Annotated in this window: 15 protein-coding genes and 1 tRNA gene; 1 reads left to right on the top strand and 15 read right to left on the bottom strand. The window is 38.5% G+C overall.

The window, feature by feature from the left end:
- Positions 1–303 precede the first annotated feature (303 nt).
- The 12 genes from H5159_RS19520 to H5159_RS19465 all read right to left on the bottom strand — a co-directional run bounded on the left by H5159_RS19520 (position 304) and on the right by H5159_RS19465 (position 21,404).
- The gene (locus H5159_RS19520) at positions 304–3,267 is read right to left on the bottom strand and encodes a TonB-dependent receptor (protein WP_182780878.1); all 2,964 of its coding nucleotides are present in this window, start codon (positions 3,265–3,267) and stop codon (positions 304–306) included.
- Positions 3,268–3,789: 522 nt separating this feature from the next.
- Entirely contained in the window at positions 3,790–6,822 is a 3,033-nt protein-coding gene (locus tag H5159_RS19515; RefSeq protein ID WP_182780877.1) for a TonB-dependent receptor, read from the bottom strand.
- A gap of 325 nt (positions 6,823–7,147) precedes the next feature.
- Entirely contained in the window at positions 7,148–9,880 is a 2,733-nt protein-coding gene (locus H5159_RS19510; protein WP_182780876.1) for a poly(beta-D-mannuronate) lyase, read from the bottom strand.
- 447 nt (positions 9,881–10,327) lie between these two features.
- Positions 10,328–11,290: a class 1 fructose-bisphosphatase gene (locus H5159_RS19505; protein ID WP_002962277.1), complete on the bottom strand. Its 963-nt coding sequence runs from the start codon at positions 11,288–11,290 to the stop codon at positions 10,328–10,330.
- The gene (gene fbaA / locus H5159_RS19500) at positions 11,287–12,369 is read right to left on the bottom strand and encodes a class II fructose-bisphosphate aldolase (protein WP_039489411.1); all 1,083 of its coding nucleotides are present in this window, start codon (positions 12,367–12,369) and stop codon (positions 11,287–11,289) included. The genes H5159_RS19505 and fbaA overlap by 4 nt, the downstream gene beginning before the upstream one ends.
- A gap of 14 nt (positions 12,370–12,383) precedes the next feature.
- Positions 12,384–13,001, bottom strand: a complete 618-nt coding sequence (gene eda / locus H5159_RS19495) for a bifunctional 4-hydroxy-2-oxoglutarate aldolase/2-dehydro-3-deoxy-phosphogluconate aldolase (protein ID WP_058154918.1) — start codon at positions 12,999–13,001, stop codon at positions 12,384–12,386.
- Between the two features lie 229 nt (positions 13,002–13,230).
- Positions 13,231–14,163 carry a sugar kinase gene (locus H5159_RS19490; RefSeq protein ID WP_182780875.1) on the bottom strand — a complete coding sequence of 311 codons (933 nt, stop codon included), beginning with the start codon at positions 14,161–14,163 and terminating at the stop codon, positions 13,231–13,233.
- Between the two features lie 74 nt (positions 14,164–14,237).
- Positions 14,238–15,545: an MFS transporter gene (locus H5159_RS19485; protein ID WP_002962964.1), complete on the bottom strand. Its 1,308-nt coding sequence runs from the start codon at positions 15,543–15,545 to the stop codon at positions 14,238–14,240.
- 2 nt (positions 15,546–15,547) lie between these two features.
- Positions 15,548–15,892 carry a cupin domain-containing protein gene (locus tag H5159_RS19480; RefSeq protein ID WP_002962963.1) on the bottom strand — a complete coding sequence of 115 codons (345 nt, stop codon included), beginning with the start codon at positions 15,890–15,892 and terminating at the stop codon, positions 15,548–15,550.
- A gap of 5 nt (positions 15,893–15,897) precedes the next feature.
- Positions 15,898–18,114 carry a heparinase II/III family protein gene (locus H5159_RS19475; protein ID WP_182769077.1) on the bottom strand — a complete coding sequence of 739 codons (2,217 nt, stop codon included), beginning with the start codon at positions 18,112–18,114 and terminating at the stop codon, positions 15,898–15,900.
- 5 nt (positions 18,115–18,119) lie between these two features.
- On the bottom strand, positions 18,120–20,378 hold the full coding sequence (locus H5159_RS19470; RefSeq protein ID WP_182724603.1) for a polysaccharide lyase 6 family protein: 2,259 nt from the start codon (positions 20,376–20,378) through the stop codon (positions 18,120–18,122).
- Positions 20,379–20,525: 147 nt separating this feature from the next.
- The gene (locus H5159_RS19465) at positions 20,526–21,404 is read right to left on the bottom strand and encodes an NAD(P)-dependent oxidoreductase (protein WP_002962960.1); all 879 of its coding nucleotides are present in this window, start codon (positions 21,402–21,404) and stop codon (positions 20,526–20,528) included.
- A 626-nt stretch (positions 21,405–22,030) separates the two neighbouring features.
- On the opposite strand from H5159_RS19465, the gene gloA reads away from it, so the two are divergent.
- Entirely contained in the window at positions 22,031–22,432 is a 402-nt protein-coding gene (gloA, locus tag H5159_RS19460) for a lactoylglutathione lyase (protein WP_182780874.1), read from the top strand.
- A gap of 284 nt (positions 22,433–22,716) precedes the next feature.
- Here the strand turns inward: gloA and H5159_RS19455 are convergent, their stop codons facing one another.
- The 3 genes from H5159_RS19455 to H5159_RS19445 form a co-directional block, all read right to left on the bottom strand.
- Positions 22,717–22,983 carry a DksA/TraR family C4-type zinc finger protein gene (locus tag H5159_RS19455; protein WP_024605380.1) on the bottom strand — a complete coding sequence of 89 codons (267 nt, stop codon included), beginning with the start codon at positions 22,981–22,983 and terminating at the stop codon, positions 22,717–22,719.
- 243 nt (positions 22,984–23,226) lie between these two features.
- The gene (locus H5159_RS19450) at positions 23,227–26,094 is read right to left on the bottom strand and encodes a pitrilysin family protein (protein WP_182780873.1); all 2,868 of its coding nucleotides are present in this window, start codon (positions 26,092–26,094) and stop codon (positions 23,227–23,229) included.
- A 283-nt stretch (positions 26,095–26,377) separates the two neighbouring features.
- A tRNA-Glu gene (locus H5159_RS19445) sits at positions 26,378–26,453 on the bottom strand.
- Between the last annotated feature and the right edge of the window lie 37 nt (positions 26,454–26,490).

Below are 26,490 nucleotides of genomic sequence, written 5' to 3'. Positions count from 1 at the left end.
GAAAATTACGCTAGAACTAGGCAAAAATTTTTGTATCTAGTTGTTCTAAATAAAAAATTTTTAACGACGTTATAGTGCAATTTAATTCGTTAAATTGATCAAAGATTTATGCAGGTTGGTATAATTACTGGTGGCAGTGTCGCAAGACATTGCCGCTGTAACGGTATTTATAAGTAAAATACAAAGTGGAATAAATCATTTTTGTAAATGTTAACTAATTATAGTTAAAAAAAAGCAAGCCAGGTGGCTTGCTTTTAGCGTCTTTAAATACACACACTTATAGACTCGATTTAACTATAACCTTTAAAATCTATAGCTTGCGCCAAATGTAATACGGCGGTCTGTAATACCTTGGAAACAAAGTAAAGCACCTTCGTTTACACAAGACTGGCTAACTTCTGACTCAGTTAAGTTAACGGCTTCAATACCGATATTTAGCTGATCGTTCACATCATAACTTATGCTGGCATTAAGCTGCCCTCTGTCTTCTTGTACAACAGGGAAACCCCATGGGAAGCTTGAAGTGCTACCAAAGTCAGTTGAACGGTACCCTTCGCGCCACGTGTAACGCGCTCGAGCAGATAGACCGTATTTCTCATAGTAAAATGTGATGTTATATGCGTTTTCTGACAGATCAATGAGTGATTGCTTAGCACTGATGTCTGCATCCGGGTTACCGGTTGTTAATGCAAAAACAGCATTTGCACGACTCGTTGCGGTGTCAAATGATTCACCACCAGAAAATTCTTGATAGGTGTAGTTAGCAACAACACCAAAACCTGATGCCCAGCCTAGCTCTTTTTCAAAATTTGATAAGTCGTATTGAGCTGCAAGCTCGATGCCTTGCTGTGTTGTTTCGCCAGAATCATTAATAGTAGTTTGTGTTGGTACACATAACCCTACACCAGCATCTGGGCCAAATACGTTTATGTCAGCAATTGGGTTAAATATGCCGCCGCCTTCACATTCAGGACCATTTGTATCGCGAAAGCCTGTGCTTGGGTCTTCAAATGGGTCAACTTGCTGTGTAACGTGCAAATCGCTACGTGTTTTATGAAAGTACCCCACACTTAATAAAGCAGCGGGTGCAAAATACCAATCAGTGGATATATCGAAAGAGGTTACTTCTTCTGGCTCTAAGCCTGAGTTACCTATTGAAACTGCACTATTAGGGCTGGTGCCAAACGTAACGGATGTAGATAGGTCATCAAAATCTGGGCGTCTGATATCTTTTGACCAACCTAGACGAACAATCACATCTTCACTTACATTCGCGGCTAAATTAAATCGTGGTAAAAAGAAATCGTAATCACCTTTTGACGTTACTTGAGTCACCAGTTCGTTGCCACTTCCATCTTGAGTAACAGAGTTACCTAGCGATGTAACTTCAGTCTCTAAATAACGTAAGCCAAAGTTACCGCGAAACATGCCATACTCAAAATTAGCTTGTGCATATAAGGCATGTGTTTCTTCTTCAATATCAAAAAACGCATTTACTTGAGACGTTGGTGAACTTATTGGACCACGATCAGAACCTGTTATTGCATTATTAGCTTCAATCGCTTGGTTAAGTGCTGCTAATACAGCTTGTGGATCAGAGGATGCAAGCTCTTGGTTTATAAGTAAGAAATCACGAATATAAAGTGCTCGCCCATCACCATCATTAAAGTTATCTGGGCCCGCTGTTAATAATTGTGCAAATAAATCACCCGTTGGGCTATCAGCCATATTTCTTAAACCAACGTTAGAGCGAACTTGATCCGACATACTGCTCGTTTTACTGTAGCGGTAACCAAAATCGACTGACGTTATTACATCATCTAAGTAATATGTAAAATCTGTACGAAACGCATCTTCTGTATTTTCTGACTCATCTTGCCCTTGGTTTACGTCACGTAGAACAACATTTGCAGGGTCGAGTAATTGAGCCATTGTTGGCGCGTTTGCCTCCCCCATTGCAATACCAAATGTAAGTGCATCACCTGTAAGATCATACTCAAAAGGAGTCCCGTTTTCATTTGACGAATTAGTAGCGACATTTGGATTTATAAAATTAAGCGTTGTATTAAAGCTTGGTGTAGTTGAATCAGAACGAGAGGTTGAGGCTTCAACACTTGCAAATAATCTATCGCCTTGCCATTCGCCCCCTATTCTAAATATTTTGCTTTTTGTTATGCGTGAATTAGTATCACTAGAAAAACGTAAATTAGGATCGCCACCACCGTCTTCAACCGGAATAACGCCTCTTACGGCCGCTTGTATGCTGCCTAGGTTTTGTCCGTCAAGTGAACCAAAATTAACTGTTTCAAATTCACTCGGTATTGATACATTTCTAAGATCACTTAGGCCAGATGCTTGTACTCTTGAGCTTTCTTGGCGGCGCTCTTGATCGTTAACAACTGCATCAAAAAAGAATTTTATATTATCGTTTGGTGCATATTCAAATGTACCTGCGAAGTTTTTTGTCTCGTATTCGTAATTATCGTAATCTTGAATTAAAAATTGTACTGGTAGAAAATCAAACGATTGTGCACTTGCAGCACCACTATCAGCGGCTACCGAATTATCTCTATCAGCACGAGGACGAAATGCGGTTACGTCTTGCTCACTGTAACTGCCACTAAATACAACACCAAACTTACCGCCAGAATCAAGCTCCCAGTTATCACCCCAAGCACCCGATACCCTAGGAGTAACACCATCTGTTGATAAGCTACTATCTTCACCTTGAACTCTAATTGAGCCTAGAGTTTCATTTAACTGTAACGGGCGAATTGTTTTAAGGTTTATTGTTGCGCCCACAGAGCCTTCGATTGTTTTTGCTTCAGGTGATTTAATTACTTCTACACCGGAGATGATTGCAGCTGATACATCTTCAAAACTAATGCCACTTCGTCCAGACCCTGAGCCAACTGTTGATACGCCGTTCACTTCTGTACGATTGGCATTGGTACCACGAATTTGAACACCTGTACCTACCCCTGCTTCACGGGTAATTTGAATCCCTGTTACATTTTCAAGTACTTCTGCGAGGTTTTGATCTGGTAGCTTACCAATATCGACAGCCTCAATAATCTCAACAAGGCTATCTGCTGAACGCTTTTGTGCAAGCGCATTTGTAAGCGATTGTCGAATGCCTGAAACCTCAATAACCTCAAGATCGTCTGCAGCTTTTTTTGGAGCTTCTTGCGCCTGTGTAGACAAAGACATACCAAGTGCGGTTGCCGATATAACTGCCAGTGTAATTTTAGATAACTTGTGACTCATAGTTTTTTTCCTGTGTGTGTGAAATGCTATGTTTAACCAGCTACTTTATTGTTTTTATTAAAAGCCCTTAATTATTACAAACCCTTAACTTTATATTTACACCCAACTATAAAAAGGTCAACCTTTTGGTAATAAATTTAGATCAAATATTATGCAATATGTTATTACCAAAATAGAAAAACTTAACTAACCTATAATTTAAAATCATAAAGTAGATTTTAAGTTCTTGTTATTTATTGATTTTAAATTTAATTAGAAATTGAGCTATCAATTACAAGGGTTAAAAGAGTTAGTGTTTTAAAAATGAAATAATTTAGGCAAGAGAAACCGATGATGTTGTACGCACTTAATAAATGGCATTATTGGTTAACCAATTTTTTTTCAGTCAAGAAGCGTTATTAGAAAGCGAACTGTGTTGAGTACTATTTATTAGCGTTATTGAAAATATAAAATTGAAGAATTTAGGGATCAAAAAAAGGCGGTAAAACCGCCTTTTTAATGAGATTTAATGTTTAACTATTATTACAGCTTGTAGCTTAAACCTAAGAATAAGCGTGGGCCGTAGTCATTCACTTCACCTAAGTTTCCTTCAACAAAGAAATCTTGTGATTTAGGTGCGCTGAACAAGTTAATTGCTTCTGCTTTAACTCTAAAGTGCTCATCAATTTTGTATGATGCGCGCATTTCCCATACGCCTACAGAATCAACATAACGAAGTCGAGTACCATTTGTAGTATATGGTTGGAAATACTCACTACGATATTTGTAAATAACGGCAGTATCAAACCCACCAATTTGGTAGTACAGCTGGCTGCTAAATACATGCTTTGAGAAGCCAGGTACTGAAGCTGACTCAACAATACCGTCAGTTAATTGTGTAGTATTACCGTCTACATCAGTAACAAACGTATCGCCGTATAAGCTATCTTGGAACTCAAAGTCAGTGTCTGCATAGTTGTAACCAAATTTCATACCGATGCCATTATCCCAGTGGTAAGAAAATGAAGCTTCAAGACCTAATATTTCACTGTCCTCGTCTGACGTAACAGAGTTGGTGATTGGTAGTGAAACTGTTTCACCGGCAACAGTAAAATCTTCAATTACGGTTTGTTGTTGAAAACCGCCATTGAACTGTTTGTAGTATAAGCTTAACGCTAAGATTGAATCTTCGTTAGGGTACCATTCAAACGCAGCGTCGTAGTTCCAAGACATAAGTGGTTGAGTGTCTGGATTACCAGAACCATTTACACCCACTAATAAATCGCTGATTGATGTTGCTGTACCTTCTGTATCTTCTTGGAATGTACGGCTATAACCTAAATTAGATGGATTTGCGCGTGACATACCACGGTATATACCTGCTCGGAATAAAATATCTTCGCTGTAATCAATAACTAGGTTAAAGCTTGGTAAATACTTAGTGTAATCGCCACCACTTTTTATTTTATCCAGTGAACCGTTATCAGACTCAACTAGAGACAGTACACCGGTATCACTTGTTACAACATCAAAGCTATTTCTAAAACCAATCGAAGTTACATCTGTGTCTACAATACGAAGACCAAAGTTACCGCGAATGAATTTGCCAAACATTTCAGTATCGTAGTTAGCCATTAAGTACACTGATGTTGTTTTTTCTGTTACATCAATTGTACCTGCATTTTCATATTCCACTTCTGGGTAAGCAAACACACCATCAGCGTTAGAACCAGCTACAGCTTGTGAGAAACATACGTTGTCGTATGTAGCCCATGATGAACCTGTACCGCTAGCTACAACGTTACCGTCGCTATCAATATTTGTTACGATATCACCATCAGATACACTCGATAAAAAGCCTGATTCAGGGAAATCGATTTGACAACCTTGTAATACGTCAAGCGCTTCAGTACCAGAGTCTAGTGTAAATTCGTTTCTTGAACCGTTACCTTGGCTACCACCATACTGTAGGAAGGTCATTTCAGATGTTCTAATACCACCTTGAATACTTGTAAAAACGTTGCCATCTAGCGCATAGTCAAAATCTAGTCGCGCTGATATAACTTCGTTTTCACGAACATTTTCACGGTCAAGTCGTGTTCTTAGGCTATCTGTAAAGTTTGAAATATCTGTTACGTCAAAATCTGTCAGTGTGAAATGAGGAATTTCATCGCCCATATCCCAAGAAAAGAAATTGCGACCTGATGTTCTACCACGGTTAGATATTTGAAGTTCTTCACGTTCAGTTTTTGAATACGCTAAATCTAAGTCAACAGTTAATCTATCGGTAACTGTATGTTCTATATTTATGCCGTAACCTTGGTAGTTTTCTTCACGAGAAAATTGCTCACCCGCTGATTCAATACGCTCTTCACCTTCCCAATGTAAAATACCGCCTACATCGTTAGTTACAAGTGTTGGACCGGTTACACCTGGTGTTGCACGTTTTTGTAAAAAGATTAAATCGTGGCGTGCTTCTTGTTGTGTTCTATCTGAAATTTGTGCATCAAAGTTAATATCCCAATCAGCTGACGGTTGGTATTGCAGTGCAAAAAATACTGCATCACGTTCATCAGATGTCTCGTTTTGACGAAAGCTTCGGCTACTGCCAGTCCAAGCATAAGGAGTCCCATCACTTACTGCTTTACCTGTTTCTGGATCGATTTCTGTATCGTAACCTTGGTTGCTACTGCCATTAACTTGGTCTTCACAGTCGCCTGCGCTGCTACGGTAAAAACCTTCATTGGTATTAGTCGGATCGTTTAAACACGCCCACAATGAAGAACCTGATGGGCTAGAACTTCTGTATTCAGCCTCTGGTTGACTAATTTCTTGGCGCTGCACACCAAAAGACACACCAACGGCTTGGCCGTTATCAAATTCAAACTGATCAACATAACTAAACGTGCCACGGTAACCCGCGTCACTTTGCAGCGAGTTATCTACATTACCTTCGTCTGGGTTGTAATTTAATTTAACCTCAGCTGATACACGTTGTTTGCCAAAATCAAGTGGAGTTATAGTTTCAAGTGCAATAACACCTGCAACACCACCTTCAATCATTGAGGCATCTTGCGTTTTATATATCGCTACTTTTTTTACAAGTTCAGAAGGGAACTGCGAAAAGTTAACTGAGCGGTCACCACTACCATTAGTCGCTTCACGACCATTAATGTGTGTTGCACTTAAAAATGGACCAAGACCACGGATAGTGATTTCTGTAGCACCACCGTTTTCACGGTGAGATGCAGCACCTGTAATTGATTCTAGTGCTTCGCCGATTGACAGTGCTGGTAAATCACCAATATCTTCAGATGACAGGCCATCAACTACTGTTGTTGCTTCACGTTTAATTGCTATTTGATCTTGTATCGTTCTACGTGTACCTGTAACACTAATTATTTCAACGTCTTCTTCAACTTCTGTCGCTTTTCCCTGATCTTCCTGTGCGCTTGCTGTAAATACGCAAGAACTTGCCATACCTGCGATGACCGCTGTTCTTACCCATTTTGCAACTGGGCGCATTGCAAACTGCCCTGTTGTAGAATTATTGTTATCTCGTGACTTCAACGACATTTGAATTCTCCGCTGGTTGTTGTTGTGTGATTTTAGTGTGTTAGCTTGTTATGCTGATGTATATTTTATGTGACCTTTGATATTAATATACTTAAACCCAGCACGATGATCAACCAATTTGACGCTTTAATATTACCATAAGGTATACCAATTTTAACTTAACGGCATTACCAGTAGGTCAGGCAGGTTTTTTGCTAGAATATAAACAGCTCTAAACTAGTCGATAAATGGGTAATGTAGGTTGAGAAAAGTGTGGTGATTATTAATAAATAATAAAAAAGCCCCAAATTTGGGGCTTTTAAAAGTTAACTGATTAATTGGTTACTTAATCGTTTTGTATTTTCCATGTAGATCCAACACCGACTTCAGATGATTGAATATAATGAAGACCTTTAGCACCTGCCTCTGCCTGAAGGCCTGCAGGGTCAGTTTCTAATAACGTACTTGCTGCTGTAACGTACTCAAGCACTTCTTTACCGTTATTTGCTGGGTCTTGGTCAATTGCACCATCAGTATCGAATGCGCCATTACCATTTAGTTTTCTAATTTCAACCCAGTCACCGCTTGCATCGCCTGATACTCGACTATCCATATAACCAAAGTTGTTACTTAGCACCGAACTATCATGATTAATTAAGTCACAGTCATATTCAAAAGCATGGTCACTATCAAGTGTATTTGGGTAAAATAGGCCTTGAGTTGTAGCACTGCTGCTTATTGTATCTGCGTCTGTTTGATCACCTAAACCGTTTGCAATTAAATTTCCATTAAAGTTTATAACAAACGCATTTTTGGTCAGCCCATAGAGAACCGGCGCATTCTCTGCGGTTAACTCATCACAATCACTTGTTGGTGCTTTAGAGCCTATTTCCGTACTAAATACAATAGGTTGCTGTGAGTTCAAAACCGTATTGTTTGTTACATTTAGTGTAAAGTCGCCAGCGCTATCAAGTACAGCTTGGTTACCCGAGTTTGGCACACCGCCGTCAGCTTGCGAAAATGGATTTGCCGTAAATACAATACCGCCCGCTTCTTTATTGCCAGAACGAATACCTGCAATGTAGTTGTTACTCACAGTGTGACCAAGTGGTGTAATTAATATACCCGCTGGGCGATCATCAGAGCTTGCAATATCGGTAGTTCGAATAATAACGTTATCTGTAACACTGTTGAAGCCACCATCTTCTAATGAAATACCACCATTAGGATTTATGATTGTATTGCCTTTGATGGTTGCGCCAGAAGTTTGTACACGCATTAAACGACGACCCGTTACAAAGTTTTCTACGCGGTTATACTGAATAGTAAAGTTTGCGTTATCAGCTGCACCACTACCCGTTGTACTACCTGCATTAATTAAGTATAAACTTGATTGATCAAAGTTTGGATTATCACTGTCACTAAATAAATTATATTGAATAACGTGATCAGAGCTTGATGATGATATTTTTATCACAGACCCTTTTTCTGCTACATTTCGATTAGAGAATGTATTTCGCTCAACCATCGCACTTTGACCTTTTATCATCAGCCAATGGTATTCAGAGTTATTGAGTGTCGCTTCTTCTCCATCCATCGTGTTTTGCGAAAAAGTAAAGTTATCCCCTTCTGAGTAAATAACAGCACCTTCTTCGGTTTCACAAAATGCACCCGCTTTAGTATCTATATTCTTAAAGGTAAGCCCTGTTAACCCAGCGCCATCTACTCCAGCAGCTACATGCACACATACTTCACCACTAAGTACAGGAGTTTGACCTTCTACAGCGCGAAGCGTTACTGCACTGGTTAATAAAATTGCGTCCATATCAGCATAAACACCCGTGTTTAAACCAATAACATCACCGTCAGCTAAACCGCCACTTATAGCACCAAGGAGTGCTTCAGGGTTACTAACTAATTGTGTGTAAACCAATGTATCAAGTGAGTTTGTAACCTCACTCGCAAAGCCATCATTATCTGTATACGTGGCTTTTACTGACATTATTGAGCCAGCGTAATCAGAAGGCGTAAATGTTTTACTATTGCTCCCAGCTATTTCAACGCCATCAGCAGACCAAGTATAAGTAACGTTAGCCTCTTCAACGCCGTTGTTATCAGTTATCTCAGCGGTTAACTCGCCATTTGTTAAATAAGGCACTACACCCATAATGGCTATGCTACCGGCTTCGTCAACCGCAACAGCAGAAACAGCAATTGTTTCCTCTGATGTATTATCCTCGATAAACCCATTATCATCTGTATAAGCAACCTTAACACTTACCTTTTGACCTAAAAGTGATGCATCAACTGTAAAGGTGCTCTCTATTGCGCCATCTATCTCTTGTGCGTCAGCAAGCCATTGATAAGTGATATCTCCTGTCGCCCCATCGGTATCATTAATTTCTGCTGTTAAAGTATTTCCAACAGTTGGCGTGCCGCTAATTGTAACTTCGCCTTCTGAGTTTGTTCGTGCGACAACCTCTGTACCGGCTGAAGTTACAGACTCGTTAAACCCACGGCTATCTTCAAAAGATGCACTAACTGTAATAACTGTACCAAACTGTGCGTCTGTTAACGTGAGCGTTGAAAGTGCTTCATCAGCAATTTCTACGTCATCTGTAAACCATTTATAAGTTACTGTATCGCCATCAAAGCCATTGTCGTCAGCTACATTAGCAGTTAGTTGCGAACCAACTAGTGCGTCACCTGTAATAGTTAAACTTGCAGGAAATGCGATTGCGGCAACATCTGCGGTTGGTTCTGTAATATGCGATTCATTAATACCGCCATCATCGGTATAAAGCCCTTGAACTGTAATTGGTAACCCTATCTGATCGTCAGTCAATGTAAATGAAGCGCTATTTGCACCAGCAATTGCCTCACCATCTGCATACCAGTAGTAAGTCACGTCACCTGAGATACCATCAGGGTCACTAACTTCAGCTGTTAATGTTTGTCCGCTTGTAACAGTTCCACTAAGAGCAATAGAGCCCAAGTTGTTGTCATTGTTGTTTGAGTTTGTGTCACAACCAACGATTGCTGCTGCAATAGCGCATAGCGCAAAATGTTTGAATTTCATGGTGGCTCTATTCTCCAAATTTATAGTTTTAATATTTGGCTATCTATTGTGTGTGTTACCAAATAAATCATGTATTTATTACCAAATTCATTTAAATTGCAAATGAATTGTTAACCAACTTGGTAATATAACCACAATAAAATAAGTTTTTCCACTATCCCCACCTAATTAAATAACAATAAATAAACACCAAGTTAACCTTGGGCTTTTATTGTTGGTTAAAAATTGAATTCAATTGTGAAAAATAACGTTGAAGATACATAGCGTTATAGTAAAAACTTAGTTTTATATAGGGTTTAGTAAGTAATATTATTTAATATATGTGAAGTATTCTTATTTGAAGACAATAAGAAAAGAAGTGAGTTTATCTAAAGAGGATGATTTACAAAGAGAATAAAATTAAAGGTAAAAAGGGGCAATTTTCTTACCCCTTTTTTTGGGTGCTGTTTATAACATGGCGTTATTATAAAACTCTACAGGCTCATTTGAACCCAAAGCAACAGGCACACGCTGGTGCAAGCTAGTTGGCGCAATATCTAAAATTCGCGTTCCTCTAGAGGTTGCTTTACCACCTGCGTTTTCAACTAAAAGTGCTAACGGGTTTGCTTCATAAAGCAGTCTTATTTTTCCGTTATCGTTACCACTGCGTTTATCTTGTGGATACAAGAATAACCCGCCTCGGCATAAAATACGATGAACGTCACCTACCATCGCTGCATTCCAACGCATTGAGCTTTTTTCAAAGCTTTCACAGGTGTATAGCAATTTATCAAAATACACTTGAGTTGGTTCGTCCCAGTAACGGTAGTTAGCCATATTTACGGCAAATTCGCGACTTTGTTCTGGCACACTTAACTGCTTGTTTGTCAGTAAGTAACCGCCATGTGTTGAGTCTAACGTATAACAACGCGTTGGACCGCCAGTACTCATTACAAGTAATGATGAAGGGCCGTATAACACATAGCCTGCACATACTTGATTCACACCGGGCTGACTAAATTGCTCGTCGCTATCAAAAGGAACATCATCACGGGCTAAGTAAATAGTAAATATAGTGCCTATTTGCCCATTAACATCAATATTAGAAGAGCCATCTAACGGGTCAAAAGCAACAATAAACTTACCTTCAGGGTGGCCACCTACCGCATGATCTTCTTCCTCTGATGCAACAGATCGTACACTGCTATCATCAAGTAGGATGTCTTTAAGTAGTTGGTTTGCGATTACATCAAGCTTTTTTTGAACTTCACCTTGAACGTTTTCATTCAAAGTTGAGCCTAAAACACCGGCTAATTCACCTTGGCTTACTCGAAAAGCAATTTCTTTACTAGTCGCTAAAATTGTGCGAATAAGTAAAATAAGATCGGTATCTACACCGTCTTCTTTCAATACTGTATTTAATCTTTTCATGCGCTATACCTGTTTACACAATTTAGATCGTCAAAGCATTGCTCTAGCCTTGCAACCATACTTTGCTCTGAATGACGCAACCATACACGAGGGTCATAGTATTTCTTGTTTGGCTTATCATCCCCGTCAGGGTTACCAATTTGCCCTTGTAGGTATGCTTGCTTGTCTTTGTAGTAATCTAAAATACCTGTCCAACACGCCCACTGCGTATCGGTATCAATATTCATCTTCACTACGCCATACGTTAAAGACTCTGCAATTTTACTGTACTCAGAACCACTACCACCATGAAAAACAAAGTTAATTGAGTTACTTGGTAGATTAAATTTTTCTGATACGTAAGCTTGTGAATCTTTTAAAATAGTTGGCGTAAGAACAACGTTACCCGGTTTATATACACCATGAACATTGCCAAAAGAGGCTGCAATTATAAAGTTAGGGCTAATACGACTTAAGCGTTCGTAAGCAAATGCAACATCTTCAGGTTGAGTATATAAAGCAGAACTATCTAGGTGTGAGTTATCAACACCGTCTTCTTCGCCACCCGTGCAACCAAGCTCAATTTCAAGCGTCATACCTATTTTTGCCATACGCGTTAAGTAACGTTCACAAATTTCGATATTCTCTTCTAAAGGCTCTTCTGACAGATCAATCATATGTGAGCTAAACAATGGTTTGCCAGTCAGTTCAAAGTGTCTTTCACCTTCATCAAGCAAACCATCAATCCAAGGTAGTAGCTTTTTAGCTGCGTGATCAGTGTGAAGCATCACTGCTACTTCATAATGTGCTGCCACTGAATGTACATATCTTGCAGCACTTACCGCCCCAAGCACAGCTGATTGTTGCTCTGGTAAAGATAAGCTTTTACCACAAAAAAATTGTGCTCCACCATTAGAAAGCTGAATAATAACGGGCGAGTTTTTCTTTTTAGCAGCTTCTAGCGTCGCATTAATAGATGTTGTGCTAACAACATTTACCGCTGGCAACGCATATTGATTAGTACGTGCATGCTCGTACACAGCACTTACTTCGTCGCCAACGATTACGCCTGGTAGTATTGTTGGGGCTAAATAATTCATTTATGAAATCCTTTCTATTTTAAAGCCTGGATACAAGAATCAGTAATTGCTTGCCAATTTTCTTGTTCAACCCATTCTTTCTTCGCTATCCAAGTACCGCCAACGGCGAATACATTATTTAAAGAAAGATAGTCCATTTTGTTACTTTCGCTAACGCCACCTGTAGGACAAAAGCTGACTGCTCTAAATACTGACGACACAGCTGACACAAAAGGAGCGCCACCGGCAAGCGATGCTGGGAATAATTTTTGCTCTTCAAAGCCATATTCAAGCGCCATTAAAATATCACCGGTGTTTGATACACCAGGAAGTACCGGCACATTACATTTAGCAAGTGCTTCAAGTAACGTAGGAGACACCGCTGGGGTTACAATAAAATCAGAACCCGCTTCAAGTGCTTGCTCCAAAATATCAGTATTGATGACTGTTCCCGCACCTACTTTTAGCTCAGGCACCTGTGCTTTAATAGCTTTTAATGCCTCTATAGATGCCTCTGTTCTTAGCACTACTTCAACTAAAGTAAGCCCAGCATTGGCCATAGCTTTCGCTATTTGAACACCTTGCTCTGGAGTATCTGCTTGAATTATAGGTAGCAGTGTTTGTCCTGCCATAAGTTCAGAAAAGCGAGTCATAACGTTGTTCCTTTATAAAAAGTAATGCGGCCGAGGTATGGCGGCCTTTAATGTTTAATTATTTTGTTATACCAATTGCATTAAATTAATGAGCTATTATAGCGACAAGAAAATAGCTCAATAACAAGGCTAAAATTATGATACATAGTTGCTCTATATAAATAATTTTTATCGTAGTTAGTGAATTATTTAATACGCTAAGGTGATCATGTTTTTAATAAAATTGGTATCAGATCCCAGCTTCAGCCATTGCTAGCTGAAATATATCTTTTGGAGCAATAGCACCTGGTTGCTGTATAACAGTCCCTGCCGCTTTTGCAGCAAGTTGTACAGCACTTGAAATTGATTTGTCAGATAAACGTGCACCTAAGTAAACACCGTTAAAGGCATCGCCTGCGGATGTCGTATCTACAACATTTGTTACCGGTATTATGGTGTGGCTTTGAAGCGTATCGCCCTCTTTTGTCACTACCGATTCAGGGCCATTTTTAACAACAATTTCTTCAATTTGGTAAGGCTTTAAATATTCAACTACTGCTTCTACGCTATGAACGTCATAAAGTGTTGTTAAATCTTCAACGCCTGGTAGGGTAATATCTGCAAACGTAAAGGCTAAATGATACTGCTCTTTTGTTTCCTCTACACTATTCCACAAACGTGCTCTGTAATTAGGATCAAAAACGATTTTAACCCCAGCATCTTTAAGCTGCTTTACCACTTTCCAAAAGTCTTCACGTGCACTTTCTTCAATTATTGCTAATGAAATTCCTGAAAAGAAAAACATATCACCTTGGCTAAGCTGATCGAGTGCATCAGCATCTAAAAAATCAACAACCTTTTTAGCTGCAGAATCATTGCGCCAATAAATAAAGCTACGCTCACCATGCTCATCAGTTTCTATGTAGTACATACCAGGTACTTTGGTATCGTGAGCAAATACAAGTTGCGTATTTATTTGTTCACTCTCAAAGCGTTCTAGCATTTTTTTACTTAAATTATCTTGACCTAAAGCCGTAACAACCGAAGTAGTAACCTGCGGGAAGCAACGTTTTAAATACACTGCAGAATTATAAACATCGCCTGCAAATGATTGGTGCAGTGTTGCCGCGCTCATAGCTCTAAGCTCGACCATGCATTCACCGATAAAGTAAATATTTTTCATCTTGGAAGTTACCCTATGTAGTTAACTGCTATGCACTTATACAAAATATGTTGGCATAGCAGTTATTATCTAGATTATTGAGGCTTTTTAAGAGGTTCTATTTTTGGAATTAAAATCCAAACAGCTGCCATTGCTATGATGGCTAAAGAAGCACCAATTACAAATGCTGGTGTGTAGTTACCATCAGCAGTAAGAAAAGGTACTAACGATGTAAGACCTACAGCACCAAGTTTTGCCGCCATACCAGAAAAACCTGATAATGTACCCACTGCTTTTTTACCTAACAAATCACTTGGTAGTGTTTGCACGTTACCAATTGCAGTTTGAAAACCAAATAAGATAACAGCCATAATTAGTACTGCTGTTGTTGGTCCGCCTGGATTTGCCATTGCAAGTAGCGCTGGTAACATAATTAAACAACCCAGCGTAATAGTAAGCTTACGTGTTTTATCTGTATTCCAACCTGCTTTAAGCCTGTTTTGTGCCAATAAGCCACCAAACCAAGCACCAAACATAGCGCCAACATAAGGTACCCAACCGTATATACCAATAGATTTAACATCCATGCCGTATACTTCGTTTAGGTAAATAGGGATCCAAAATACAAATAACCACCAAATTGGGTCAATTGCGGCAGAGGCAATGATTACACCCCAGCTTTGCTTACGAGAAAGTAACTCAGCAGTTGTAGGGTTATATTCCTCTTCGTCTTCACCAGTTACATCACCGTTGTCATCAACACGTCTTTGACCCGTTAAGATATATTCACGTTCTTCGGCAGTCAGCCAAGGATGTGAGCTAGGCGGTGCTTTAACTAAAATTAACCATGGAACTAACCAAAGGAAACCTAATGCACCAACAAAAACAAACACCATTTGCCAGCTAAAGTAGATAGTTAAATAAGCAATTAAAGGAATAGCAATAATGCCACCAATTGCGGCGCCAGAGTTAAAAATACCCTGTGCTAAAGCACGTTCTTTAGTAGGGAACCATTCTGCGTTACCTTTAGCTGCACCAGGCCAGTTACCGGCTTCTGCTACACCTAAGATTGCGCGAAAAATACTAAGACTAAGTACACCTTGTGCAAATGCATGCGCAACGGTTGCAATAGACCAAACACCTATTGATAGTACAAAACCGAAGCGTGTGCCCACCCAGTCAAATATTTTACCAAAGATTGCCTGACCAAATGCATAAGCAAATACAAACACAATAGAAATATTAGCGTATATTTGTTTGCGTTCTAGCGCTGATTCATCAGGAAATAAATCTTCAACAATGTCCGGCCAAAGCACACTAAGTGCTTGGCGGTCGATATAGTTAATAATGGTAGCTAGCGCTATTAGCGCTATAACCCACCAACGTAAGCCTTTAAGTTGCATAATTAATCCTCAAGAAAGTCTTCACGCGCTGGGCTAAAAGTATCAATCAGGATTCCGCCTGTTGGGCAGGTAGCTCCATGATCAGCAAATGGTGGGATTAAGCAGCTATCACCCGGTTTTAGGATTTTAGTTACGCCATCAATGTTAAAGTGAAACTCACCTTCAACAACATACGTTACTTGAGAATGTCTGTGAGCATGGTTATAACCAATAGCCCCTTTCTCAAACCAAATTTTAACAGCCATTAGCTCTTCGTTATAACCTAGCATTTGACGCTTTAGACCATTTCCTAAGTCTTCTATTTCGGTCTCGTTACCAAATGAAAAGTTTGCGCTTTGCTTTTGCATCCTATTTACTCCTGATTATTGTTCATCATATAAACGCCTAATCGGCCATTTAAAGTGAACTCTTTATTTTGATAATTGAATGTGTTTTTAGCTGATGTTTGTGCTTTATTAATTGCCACTAAATATGAGTTGCCTTTAATATCAAGTTCAACAAGTGTTAAATCGCCCTGCTGACTATATTCAAGCTTTGTAACTCGACTAACAGCTTCTAGGGTATATTCTTTACTTGGGTTGTACTCACCATGTGGCTCTAATACAGATATAAACTTATGTTGCTTTTGCCCCTCAACACGACGAATAAAACCATTTTCGTTGCGTAAATTAAAGTGAGGGTCATTTGCGCCTATTTGAGTAAACAAGAAAGACTCATCACCTTTTACCAAGCTCGTTTGCGTATAAAAACGACCATTTTCGTTTAGCCACGTTACTTTAGCTAAACCACTTTGAGGTTGCGCTTGAGCTTTAAGCCATAAATGTTGGTAGCCATTTTTAGTACCTAGCGCAGACAGCTGTGCTGCATTTGCTTTTAACTCAAAGCTGGTATCGATAAGCTGACCTTTATAATGCAAAGGCAGGTCAAGCTGATGCGCTTTATTTGCAGCAACATCAAATATATCAAGTGCAACTGTGCTTTGTAGTTCAGGTAAGTTAATAAGTGCAAGCGTACGCTCAAGATCTACGCCTTTATAAGCTGTGCTTATTTCGCCGCTTGAAACCGTGCCGTATTCATTTGTTTCGAAAAAGTTAAGTGTAGGGTAATTACTATTTCCTACTTCAACATTTGCATTAAAATGCGTTGTTTCGTCAACCACTACCGTATTGTGCGCAACAGTGTGTTTTGCGTAAGTTTCGTTTTCAGGTAAATAACGACCGCCGTATTTAGCTTCTACATTTAAAAAACGTGCTGCGCCATAATCAGATACAATTTCATTTCCGTGGTCGTAAAACTGCCATGTTAATTTATCAAAATGACCATGGCCCAAACCTTGTGCAGCAGGTTTAAACAGTAGCGCTTGATCGCCACCTACCTGCGTTCTCATTACAACTAAAGCACCTTGTTTACCGTCATTACCATCACCGAAGGCAACAGATTTAAACGAATAAGGTTTTGCCATGTTGTTATCAAGTGCTTGAGCTACTTTTAGCCCATCACCAGAGAGAATTATTTGGTCTTGTTGCTTAGCAATATCTAAATAACCTGCATCGTTGGTTAAGCCATACGCTGCCGTTACCCCATTTACTAACTCAATGGTATCGATGCCTTTACTTTTTATTGCATCGTTAATTGGGAAGAACAAACCGTTGTAGCTAAGTTGAATCGTCGTATCAATCGCTTTTAATAATATGCCATCGCGATATTCAAAGATTTTTCGTTGTGGTTCGTTGTTTTCAATCGCTTTAGCAAACGTTACAAATGGTAATAGTGCAAAGCGTTGATAGTAAGGACCTTCGTTATAGTAACCTTGTGGTGAAAACAGCATCTCTAGCTGCTTAATAAAGCCACCCTTACCCGACTTTTCTAAATCGTATAATGATTTTTCTACCCACTCAGGTTCGCCTAATACATACCCTGCCATGCCAACACCCGCTGTTGCCCATGTTCCATGGTTATGTACTTTATTAAATGTAGACGGTTGGCCTACAGATGTGAACAACGAAACAGGACGGAGTAAGTCATTCTCGATTGTTTTAATATTATCGGCATTTAACGAGTCATGAATTAGATCATAAGCTTGTATTGTGTACACAAGCCACATTGCTTCATTTAGGCTTTGCCAAAAAAACTTACCTGGATTTTGCGAATCCATTTTACGTTTTGGATGCAGACCAAGCGTTGGGTATAATTTTGCGTACTCAAGCAACATATCACGTACATAGTTTGCGTATTTATCATCTTGGCTTAATTGATAAATAATGCCCGCGTTGTACATAAGTTGGTAATTCTTCTTATGGCGCTCATGTGTATAACCACCACCGCCATCTTTTGGAACGGGTACAGTGATAGGCTGTGCAATTTGTTCATCTACTTGCGCTTTTAGCGATTCAAACGCAGTAGCAAACTTTGTGCTACCGTTGCTACTAATTGCTTGGCGCATTTGCTTAACATCATCAGTAGTAATCACTAAGTTTGGGTGCGCTGCATGCGCCCCCAATGATGTAAGTAATGTAATTGCAACTACAGCAGCTATTTTAAAACGTGTTTGGCATTTTAATAAGTACATAGTATTTACCCTGCCTTATTTAAAATGTTGTTATTTTTTAATACTGCCGTGTGTGGGCCTTTAACTCTTAACTCTTTAACGCTTGGTGCTTTAGTTGCATCAAATGTATTGCCTGAGATTTCAGTTTTAGGCTCGCCTACTGTGTGCTCTACAACAATAGGAGCAGATTTAACAAATTTATTATCTTTAATATTAGTAACCTGAACACCGTGAACATAAATGCTCGCTTGCTCTTTGTTACGCTTACCAAGGCCAACGTTATTAAGTGTGTTATTTGTCATTTCAAAATGAGGACCAAATGTACTTTCATCAGTGCCACCACGGTAAAGCTTAAGTACACCGCCTTCTACATTATTAAATGTATTATTATTTACAATGACGTATTCCGCGTTATAAACACCTAAGTCTTCAATTTCAGTATTTAGGCGTAAAATGTCACCTGTTACTGTATTAAAGGTATTACCTGTAACAATAATTTCGTCAGCCATTGCACCTTTACCAGTGATAAAGAAATGGAATGAATGATTAATATCTAAAGCATTTAACTCTGAGTTGGTCATTACAAAGCGGTAATTATCAACCATACCCCATTTTTGCGTACGAACAATGCTGTTACCTATTGCATCTGGCGCGTTTTCACCTGAAATTGATAAACCATCTAGTTTTAAGCTGCCGCCATCATGTATTTCAAACAAGGTAGAGCGTTGAAAAGTAAGTTTAGACTTTGTGTTCTGCTTTGCTTTAATTGTCAACGTTTTATCAATTTTAACCAGTTTAGACACATCATACTGGCCAGGCGCTAGTTCTAGAACATCGCCCGACTCTGCATTATCAATAGCATCTAGTAATGCACTTACATCAGCTTTAACAGAATGTGTCTTACCAGAATCAAAATCAACTAAAGCAGGTACTTTTGCATACCAACTAACACCGGTATCTTCTTTTTTAAGTACTTTTAAATCGCGCTTTGCACCTACATTTAAACTTTTAGAGGTTGGGTAAAGTAGACCATTACTTGCTTTTTCAAGCGTGATTTTTTCTTTTTTTACACCGTACGTTAGCTCAGAAAGCACTTTTGTATCTGCAATGTTGTTACTTAATACTAACCCACTTACATCGTCGAATGTTGTAAATGGCTGTTCACCATCTTGGTTTATGATTAAGTTGTTTTTCATTACGCTATTTTTTGGGGCTGCGCTACGCTCAGCATCGCTACCTGCAGCAAGTTGAATATGACGCACATTTATAAATGTGTTGTTTTCAATCGTCGCATTTTCTACTTGGTGATAACGATTAATAGATGAATTTGGTACGCCGTTCATTACAGTAAAACCACTGCCAAAACGATAGCCTGTTAGGCCTTGTAGGTAGTTATTTCTTACAATTTGATCTTTATTGATAACGCGGATACCACCTGTGTGATCAACACCATTACCAATGAAGATATTTTCTTCTATAAGATTGCCGTTACCATGGCGCAGCGTTAATGTACCGCGCGCTTCATAAAATACGTTATTACGAAGGATGTTTTTACCTGATTTAACCGACACAATTTCTACTTCACCATTGGTACGTTCAAAGTAATTATTTTCAACCAATGTATGCGAATCAGTTAGTGAGTAATGGCTTGTGCCAATACGCAGGGTTTCACCACCGTTAGAACCAAAAGTTGGACGGTAGCCAAAATAGTTGTTATCTATACGATGATAGTTTTCCTGGCTTGCTTTGGTGTTTAAACGAACAGCAACTGTCACACCTTTATTTCGTTTGCCAACTAAATGACTATGATCAAAGCGGTTATGTTGTCCATATAAGGCAACCCAATAATCAGACTCTCGCTTGTCTGGATTACTGTAATTATCGATTACTGTTTGAGTAACTCGTGAATTGTAGGCTAATTCATTTTTATTTTTACGAAATTCTATTACAGCTGAGCTCGGTGTGTAGCCGTCTTTAAATACTAAACCAGAAGCTTCAAGGTATTTACCTGCAAGTCTTAGATTAGATTGACCTGATAGAATTACTTTTCCGTTAGTTTCAGCGGTTAATATAATAGGAGAGTTTTTTGTACCTTGGCCTTCAAGTAAAATTTCGAAGTCAGACCAAGTACCATTTTTAAGTACTACTTTGTCGCCAGCAACTAGATTAGCTGCGATATCATTAAAAGCTTGTTTATTTTCTATAAAATAATCTTTGGCCGCTACTTGTGTGGATATGCAACCGATGAGAACTAGACTAAGCTTTATTGTATTAATCAAACGCATAGTTAACTCTTTTTCGTTGTGACTGAAAGTAGTGCTTCATCAGAATTAAAAAAAGCTGACATTGCACAAAGACTCTAGTCAATTGGTGTCATGTGTGTTAAAGCGCTTTAAGTTAAAGCTCAAAGCGCTCAATAAGGTCGAGAAGTATTACTTTTCTAACTTTTTGAAGTAATCAAAAATTTCAGGAACGTTACCTTGACCCATACCAGCGTCAAACGCTGCTTGTAGGTTAGCTGATGAACCTTCAGCGATTTTTGATTCAGTACCTAGGTCTTCTACCATTTGTAGGAAGTAGCCTAAATCTTTGTTTGCATTAGCAATCGAGAAACCAAGGTCGCTAACATTATCAACTGCATAGTTTTTACAAAATTGCATAAATGGTGAGTTAGATGGGCCAGTCGACATAATGTCGAAAAGTTGTTGACGGTCAACACCAGCAAGCTCTGCCACTGCAAATGCTTGTGACATAGCACATACTGTCGTCATGCCCATGAAGTTGTTGATAAGCTTAGTTGTATGACCTGCACCTAGCTCGCCAAGATGGAAAACGTTTTCACCTTGATCTTCCAGTACTGGTTTAACTTTATTGAATGTATCAATATCGCCTGCAGCCATAATGTTTAAAAGGCCGTCTTTAGCATGTGCTGGTGTACGACCTAGTGGCGCGTCGATCATGCCTGCGCCTTTAGCTGCTAAATCAGCACCAATTTTTTTAGTAGATGATGGGATAGAAGTACCAAAATCAACTAATACTGCACCTTCTTTAATACCCGCTAGGATACCGTCTTCTGCGTAAACAATTTTTTCTACAACGGCAGACGTTGTAAGACAAAACATAACAATATCTGAACCTTCAGCTAGCTCTTTTGCAGTGCTTGCTGTTTTTGCGCCTCTAGCAACACATGCTGCAACCGCATCTTTGCTAAGGTCCATAACAATTAGCTCATAGCCTTTGTTTTGTAAATTTTCGGCCATGTTGCCGCCCATTAAGCCTAAGCCGATGAAACCGATGACTGGTTTTGACATGAATAACTCCTAAATATGTGGCGCATACTTTTATAAGAACAAGTAAAATTTACTCTATAAATACGCTGTGTCTTTTGTTTCAATTTGTAGAGTAACTTTAAGCTTGAGTTATTTATAAATTAACCTGTGCAAAACGTAACTCTGATTAATTACCAATACATTGTACTCACTCAAACCAAGCAACTTACCAATTGGTATGCAAAAACTGTATTACCATACGACTTTTTTGTCAACCAATAAGTTAACCAAGCAAACGCCACATTTTTAAAAATTACACAAAAATTAATTTAATAACCCTATTAAAACAAATAGTTATATATCAACAGCACAATTAAGCAAAGGTTAACTTTTGTTGAACAATCAGTAACTTTTTTTATACTAATAGGTTGACCAATAATTGAGTAATGGTTATTTAAACATCCAAAATTTAATAAAATGATTCATTAATTGGTAATTTATAAAGGTCGCACTCAAACTGTTTTAAGCCCACTCTCATATTAAGGTTGTGATTTATATGTAATGCCTACATATATGGCTAATACATATAACCCCCCTAAAACGCGCTTAATAATAGCGCTTAGTTAAAAATACCCTTAACTTTGAATAAATAACTAAAGGAACTAAAAATGCGTTTATTACATACTATGCTTCGTGTAGCCGATTTGGATAAATCAATTGCTTTTTATACTGAAATATTAGGTATGAAAGAATTACGCAGAGCTGATAACAGTGAATACAAATACACTCTTGCCTTTGTTGGATATGGCGACGAAGCAGATAACACAGTATTAGAGCTAACTTATAACTGGGACGAGGATAGCTACGACCTAGGTAATGGATATGGTCATATTGCTATTGAGTTTGATGATATTTACAAAGCATGTGCAGATATTAAAGCTGCTGGTGGCAATGTAAGCCGTGAACCAGGGCCTGTAAAAGGCGGTACTACTGAAATTGCTTTTGTAAAAGACCCAGATGGCTATGCAATTGAGTTAATTCAGAAAAAAGAAGACATGAGTAAATTTTAAATTACTTAACAACTAATTCAAGTTATAACAATTTGCTTAATGCCAATCTGCTTATATATGGGGTCTATTTAACGTTAAAAAAATTACGCTAGAACTAGGCAAAATTTTTGTATCTAGTTGTTCTAAATAAAAAATTTTTATCGACGTAATAGTGCAATTTAATTCGTTAAATTGATCAAAGATTTATGCTGGTTGGTATAACTATGGAGAGGTTTAATTTTATATATAGTTCAAATGGTTATGCAGATTGGTATTAAATAAAAGGTGCTTTGCAGCACCTTTTTTTAACGCAACTGACTATCTTTACTACCACGCCTATTAAACGATTTAGCGCTGGCACCATTGCCTTCTATTTCAGCTTGGCATGCAACACAGTAGCGAACTCCTGGTAGCGCGAGCCTTCGTGCTTGTGGGATTTTTTCATCGCACTCGTCACATAGCTCAGCACTTGCACCAGATATTAAATTGCTTCTTGCATACTGTACGGCGTCGTTAACACTTGCATCAATTTGATCTTGAATTGCACCGTCTCGTGCCCATCCACTTGCCATAAATCCTCCTAATAAAGTTGGATGTTTAAATTTATGCTACCAAATTGAATCTTTATAAGTACTGAATAATAAAGCTAGGAATGGGGTGTTATTTGAAGGCTTCAACTATAAAACTATATTTTATATCTAAAGAAAGACGCTGTAGTTGCTCCCTGTAATCTACTTTCAAAAAGATCAACACTCTAAAATCAGGCAAAAAAAAGCAGCTAAAAAAGCTGCTTTGTAATTCCAATTATTTAAATATTAAAGGCTGTAATCAACAACCTTCATGCCTAATTTTTCAAGCTCTGGGCGAAGTGTTTTAGCATCACCCACTACTAAATAAATCATATCTTTAGTGTTTAAGTGTTTTTTAGCTAAGGCGTTAACTTCTTCTTTGCTAATATTGCTAACAATCTCATTTCTTTCTTTTACAAAGCTAGGTTTTAAATCGAACTCTAATATTTGTGCTAAAAAGCCAAGTTTTGCATTAGGCGTTTCGTATTTAAGCGCATCTTTTTGATTGATAGCTTTACGCATAAACATAAGCTCTTCATCCGTGACACCGTTTTGAGCATAGTTATTAAGCTCATTAGTAAACTCTGTAATAGACGCTGCAGTAGAGTCGGCTCTCACCGCTGCAGAAGCTGTAAAGCCGCCTGATGTTTTATCACCCCAAAAACGAGAGCGAGCACCGTAAGTGTAGCCTTTATCTTCTCGTAAATTTAGATTGATACGGCTGTTAAACGTGCCACCAAATGCAAAGTTCATTAAGTTAGCTTTAAAAAACTCACCAGTAATGTCTTCAACCATATCGCGTTTACCAATACGAATTTCTGATTGAGGGGCATCTGGTTTATCTACAAGATAAATGACATTAGTTTCGACTTTAGGTTCGCTGAAATCAACAGTAACTGGGCTCGATTTACCTTGCCAGTTTGCAAGTGTAGCTTTAACCTTTGGCTCAATTGTTGACTCTTTTAAATCAGAAACAATAATGACTTGCGCGCCTTGTGGTTTAAAGTTTGCGTTATAAAAAGCTTTAACGTCATCTAATGTAATAGCCTCAATACTATTAAGCGTTCCAGTACTTGGAAGTGCAGCTATATTGTCGCCATATAGTAATTTGCTGTATGTATTAGATGCTAAATACCCTGCATCCTTCATTGAATGTTGAATATTTTGAATGATTTGCTTTTTATTACGCTCAAAGTCATCGGCATTAAATGCTGGTTTAAATAATTTCTCTTCAACAAGCTTTAGCGTTGCATCTACATTTTTAGTTAAGCTAGAAACATACACATTTGTATGTGTTTTGTCTGAGTAGATACTTACCTGGCTACCCAGTTTTTCAAGCGCGTTACTCATTTGCTCTGTAGTGTAGTTTTGCGTTGACTCGCTCATTAACGATGCAGTCATTGACGATAAACCCACTTTACTAGCTTGCTCATTATACAAGCCACCCGGAACTTTAATGAAAATAGCGGTGGTTGGCGTTTCTGTACTTTGCGTACCTAATATTTTAATACCGTTTTCGGTCTTAGTTTGCCAAAGAGAAGGAACATCAACAGCAGGATTTGCGCCGGCTACAGGGTGAATACTTCGATCAAATGTATCAACAGCTCTTCGTGCTACTAAATCATCAGCTGAAGTTGTAGATGGACCTCCAAAATCATGCGCTTTAGGCGTAAAGTTATCTGGGGCAGCTATAAGTTGAGTTTGACCTTCTGGCACAACACTCATAATAACGGCAGATTTACCTTTGATATATTGATTAAAAACACGCATAACATCAGCTTTTGTAACTTTGTTATAACGTGCAATCTCATCTTTAGCTGAGTTTGGGTTACCTGTAAACGTTTCAGATGCGGCTAGTTGAGAGACTTTTCCTGATACGCTTTGCAGACCAAAAATTGCACCCGACTCTATTTTAGCTTTTACTTTATCTAAATCATCTTGTGTAACGCCACGCTCTTCAAATTCAACAAATGAATCACGAATGATTTTTTCCATATCAGCTAACGTTTTCCCTGCTGTAGGATTTGGTAAAGCATAAAGACTAATTGAACACGCTAACTCTTGGCATGGATGATTTGCACTTGCTTGAACAGCAAGTTGAGTTTTAACTAGGTTTTTGTATAGTAGTGAATTATTACCTCCACCTAATATTTCAGCAAGTATATCAAGAGGTGCTTCATCTTCAGAGCGAGCATAAGTCGTTGGGAAACTCATACTTAATAAAGGTAAGTGAACCTTATCTTCCATTGAAATATATCTATCGGCATCTAGTATTACAGCTGTTTTTTCAACTTTAGGTATTTCAGGACCTTTTGGGATTGGTGCAAAATATTTAGTAACTAATGGCAGTATTTCATTAGCGCTGATGTCACCACCAATGGTAAGCGTTGCATTATTTGGTCCGTACCATTTTAAAAAGAATGCTTTTAAATCATTTACATTTACGCGATTTAAATCGTCCATAAAACCAATTACAGGCCATGAATATGGATGGCCGTCTGGATACATCGCTTGAGCAACACGTTCACCTAAGCGACCATAGGGGCGATTATCAACACGTTGGCCGCGCTCGTTTTTTACTGTTTCGCGTTGTACCTCAAATTTTTCTTGGGTTACAGCATCGAGTAAAAAGCCCATTCGATCAGCTTCTAGCCACAACATTTTTTCTAATTGATTTACAGGTACTGTTTCAAAATAATTTGTTCTATCTGAGTTAGTTGTACCATTTAAAGTACCGCCTGCTTCAGATATTATTTTAAAATGTTCCTCATCAGCAACATTCTCTGAACCTTGAAACATCATATGCTCAAAAAAGTGAGCAAAGCCTGACTTACCCAACTCTTCGCGAGCAGAACCAACGTGGTATGTTACATCAACGTGTACTAAGGGATCTGAATGATCCTCATGCACAATTACAGTTAAACCGTTATCTAGTTTATATTTTTTATACGGTATGTTGATTTCACCTGCATTAGATTTCACTGATTCAATAAGTGTAACGCCAGGAATTGATGTTTCTGTAACAATATTTTTATCAACAGCTTGAGTTGAGCTATTACATGCAGCCAACCCTGATGCTAGTAAAACAGCAAGTGCAATTTTTGTGAGTTTCATTTTTTAGTCCATATTTAAATTAACTCAATGAGTTTAAAGACTAATTAAAAGTACAACAAGGAATATGGAGCGATTATGGGTTTGGTTTTGTAACAAAGTGTAAATAGATTGATATAAAAATGAAGTATAAAATGAGGGTATTAATTTGTGGTTTTATTCTAATAACACTGCACTTTCCTATCTAAGTAGTAAATGACATATCTAAGAGATTGGTACTCTTGATAACGTCGTGCATAGAGAGTGCGGTGTCACACTACTTTACACAATACTTAAAATAAGTAAGTGGCGTCCCCAAGGGGATTCGAACCCCTGTTACCGCCGTGAAAGGGCGGTGTCCTAGGCCTCTAGACGATGGGGACACATAAATGTGTCACTAGGACAACTGAATTTTTAGAC

This window comes from Pseudoalteromonas sp. SG43-1 (genome assembly GCF_014164415.1).
In the GTDB taxonomy this organism is placed as follows: Bacteria; Pseudomonadota; Gammaproteobacteria; order Enterobacterales; family Alteromonadaceae; genus Pseudoalteromonas; species Pseudoalteromonas distincta.
Note: the sequence above shows the minus strand (reverse complement) of the source record. Positions and strands in the feature narration are given on the sequence as shown.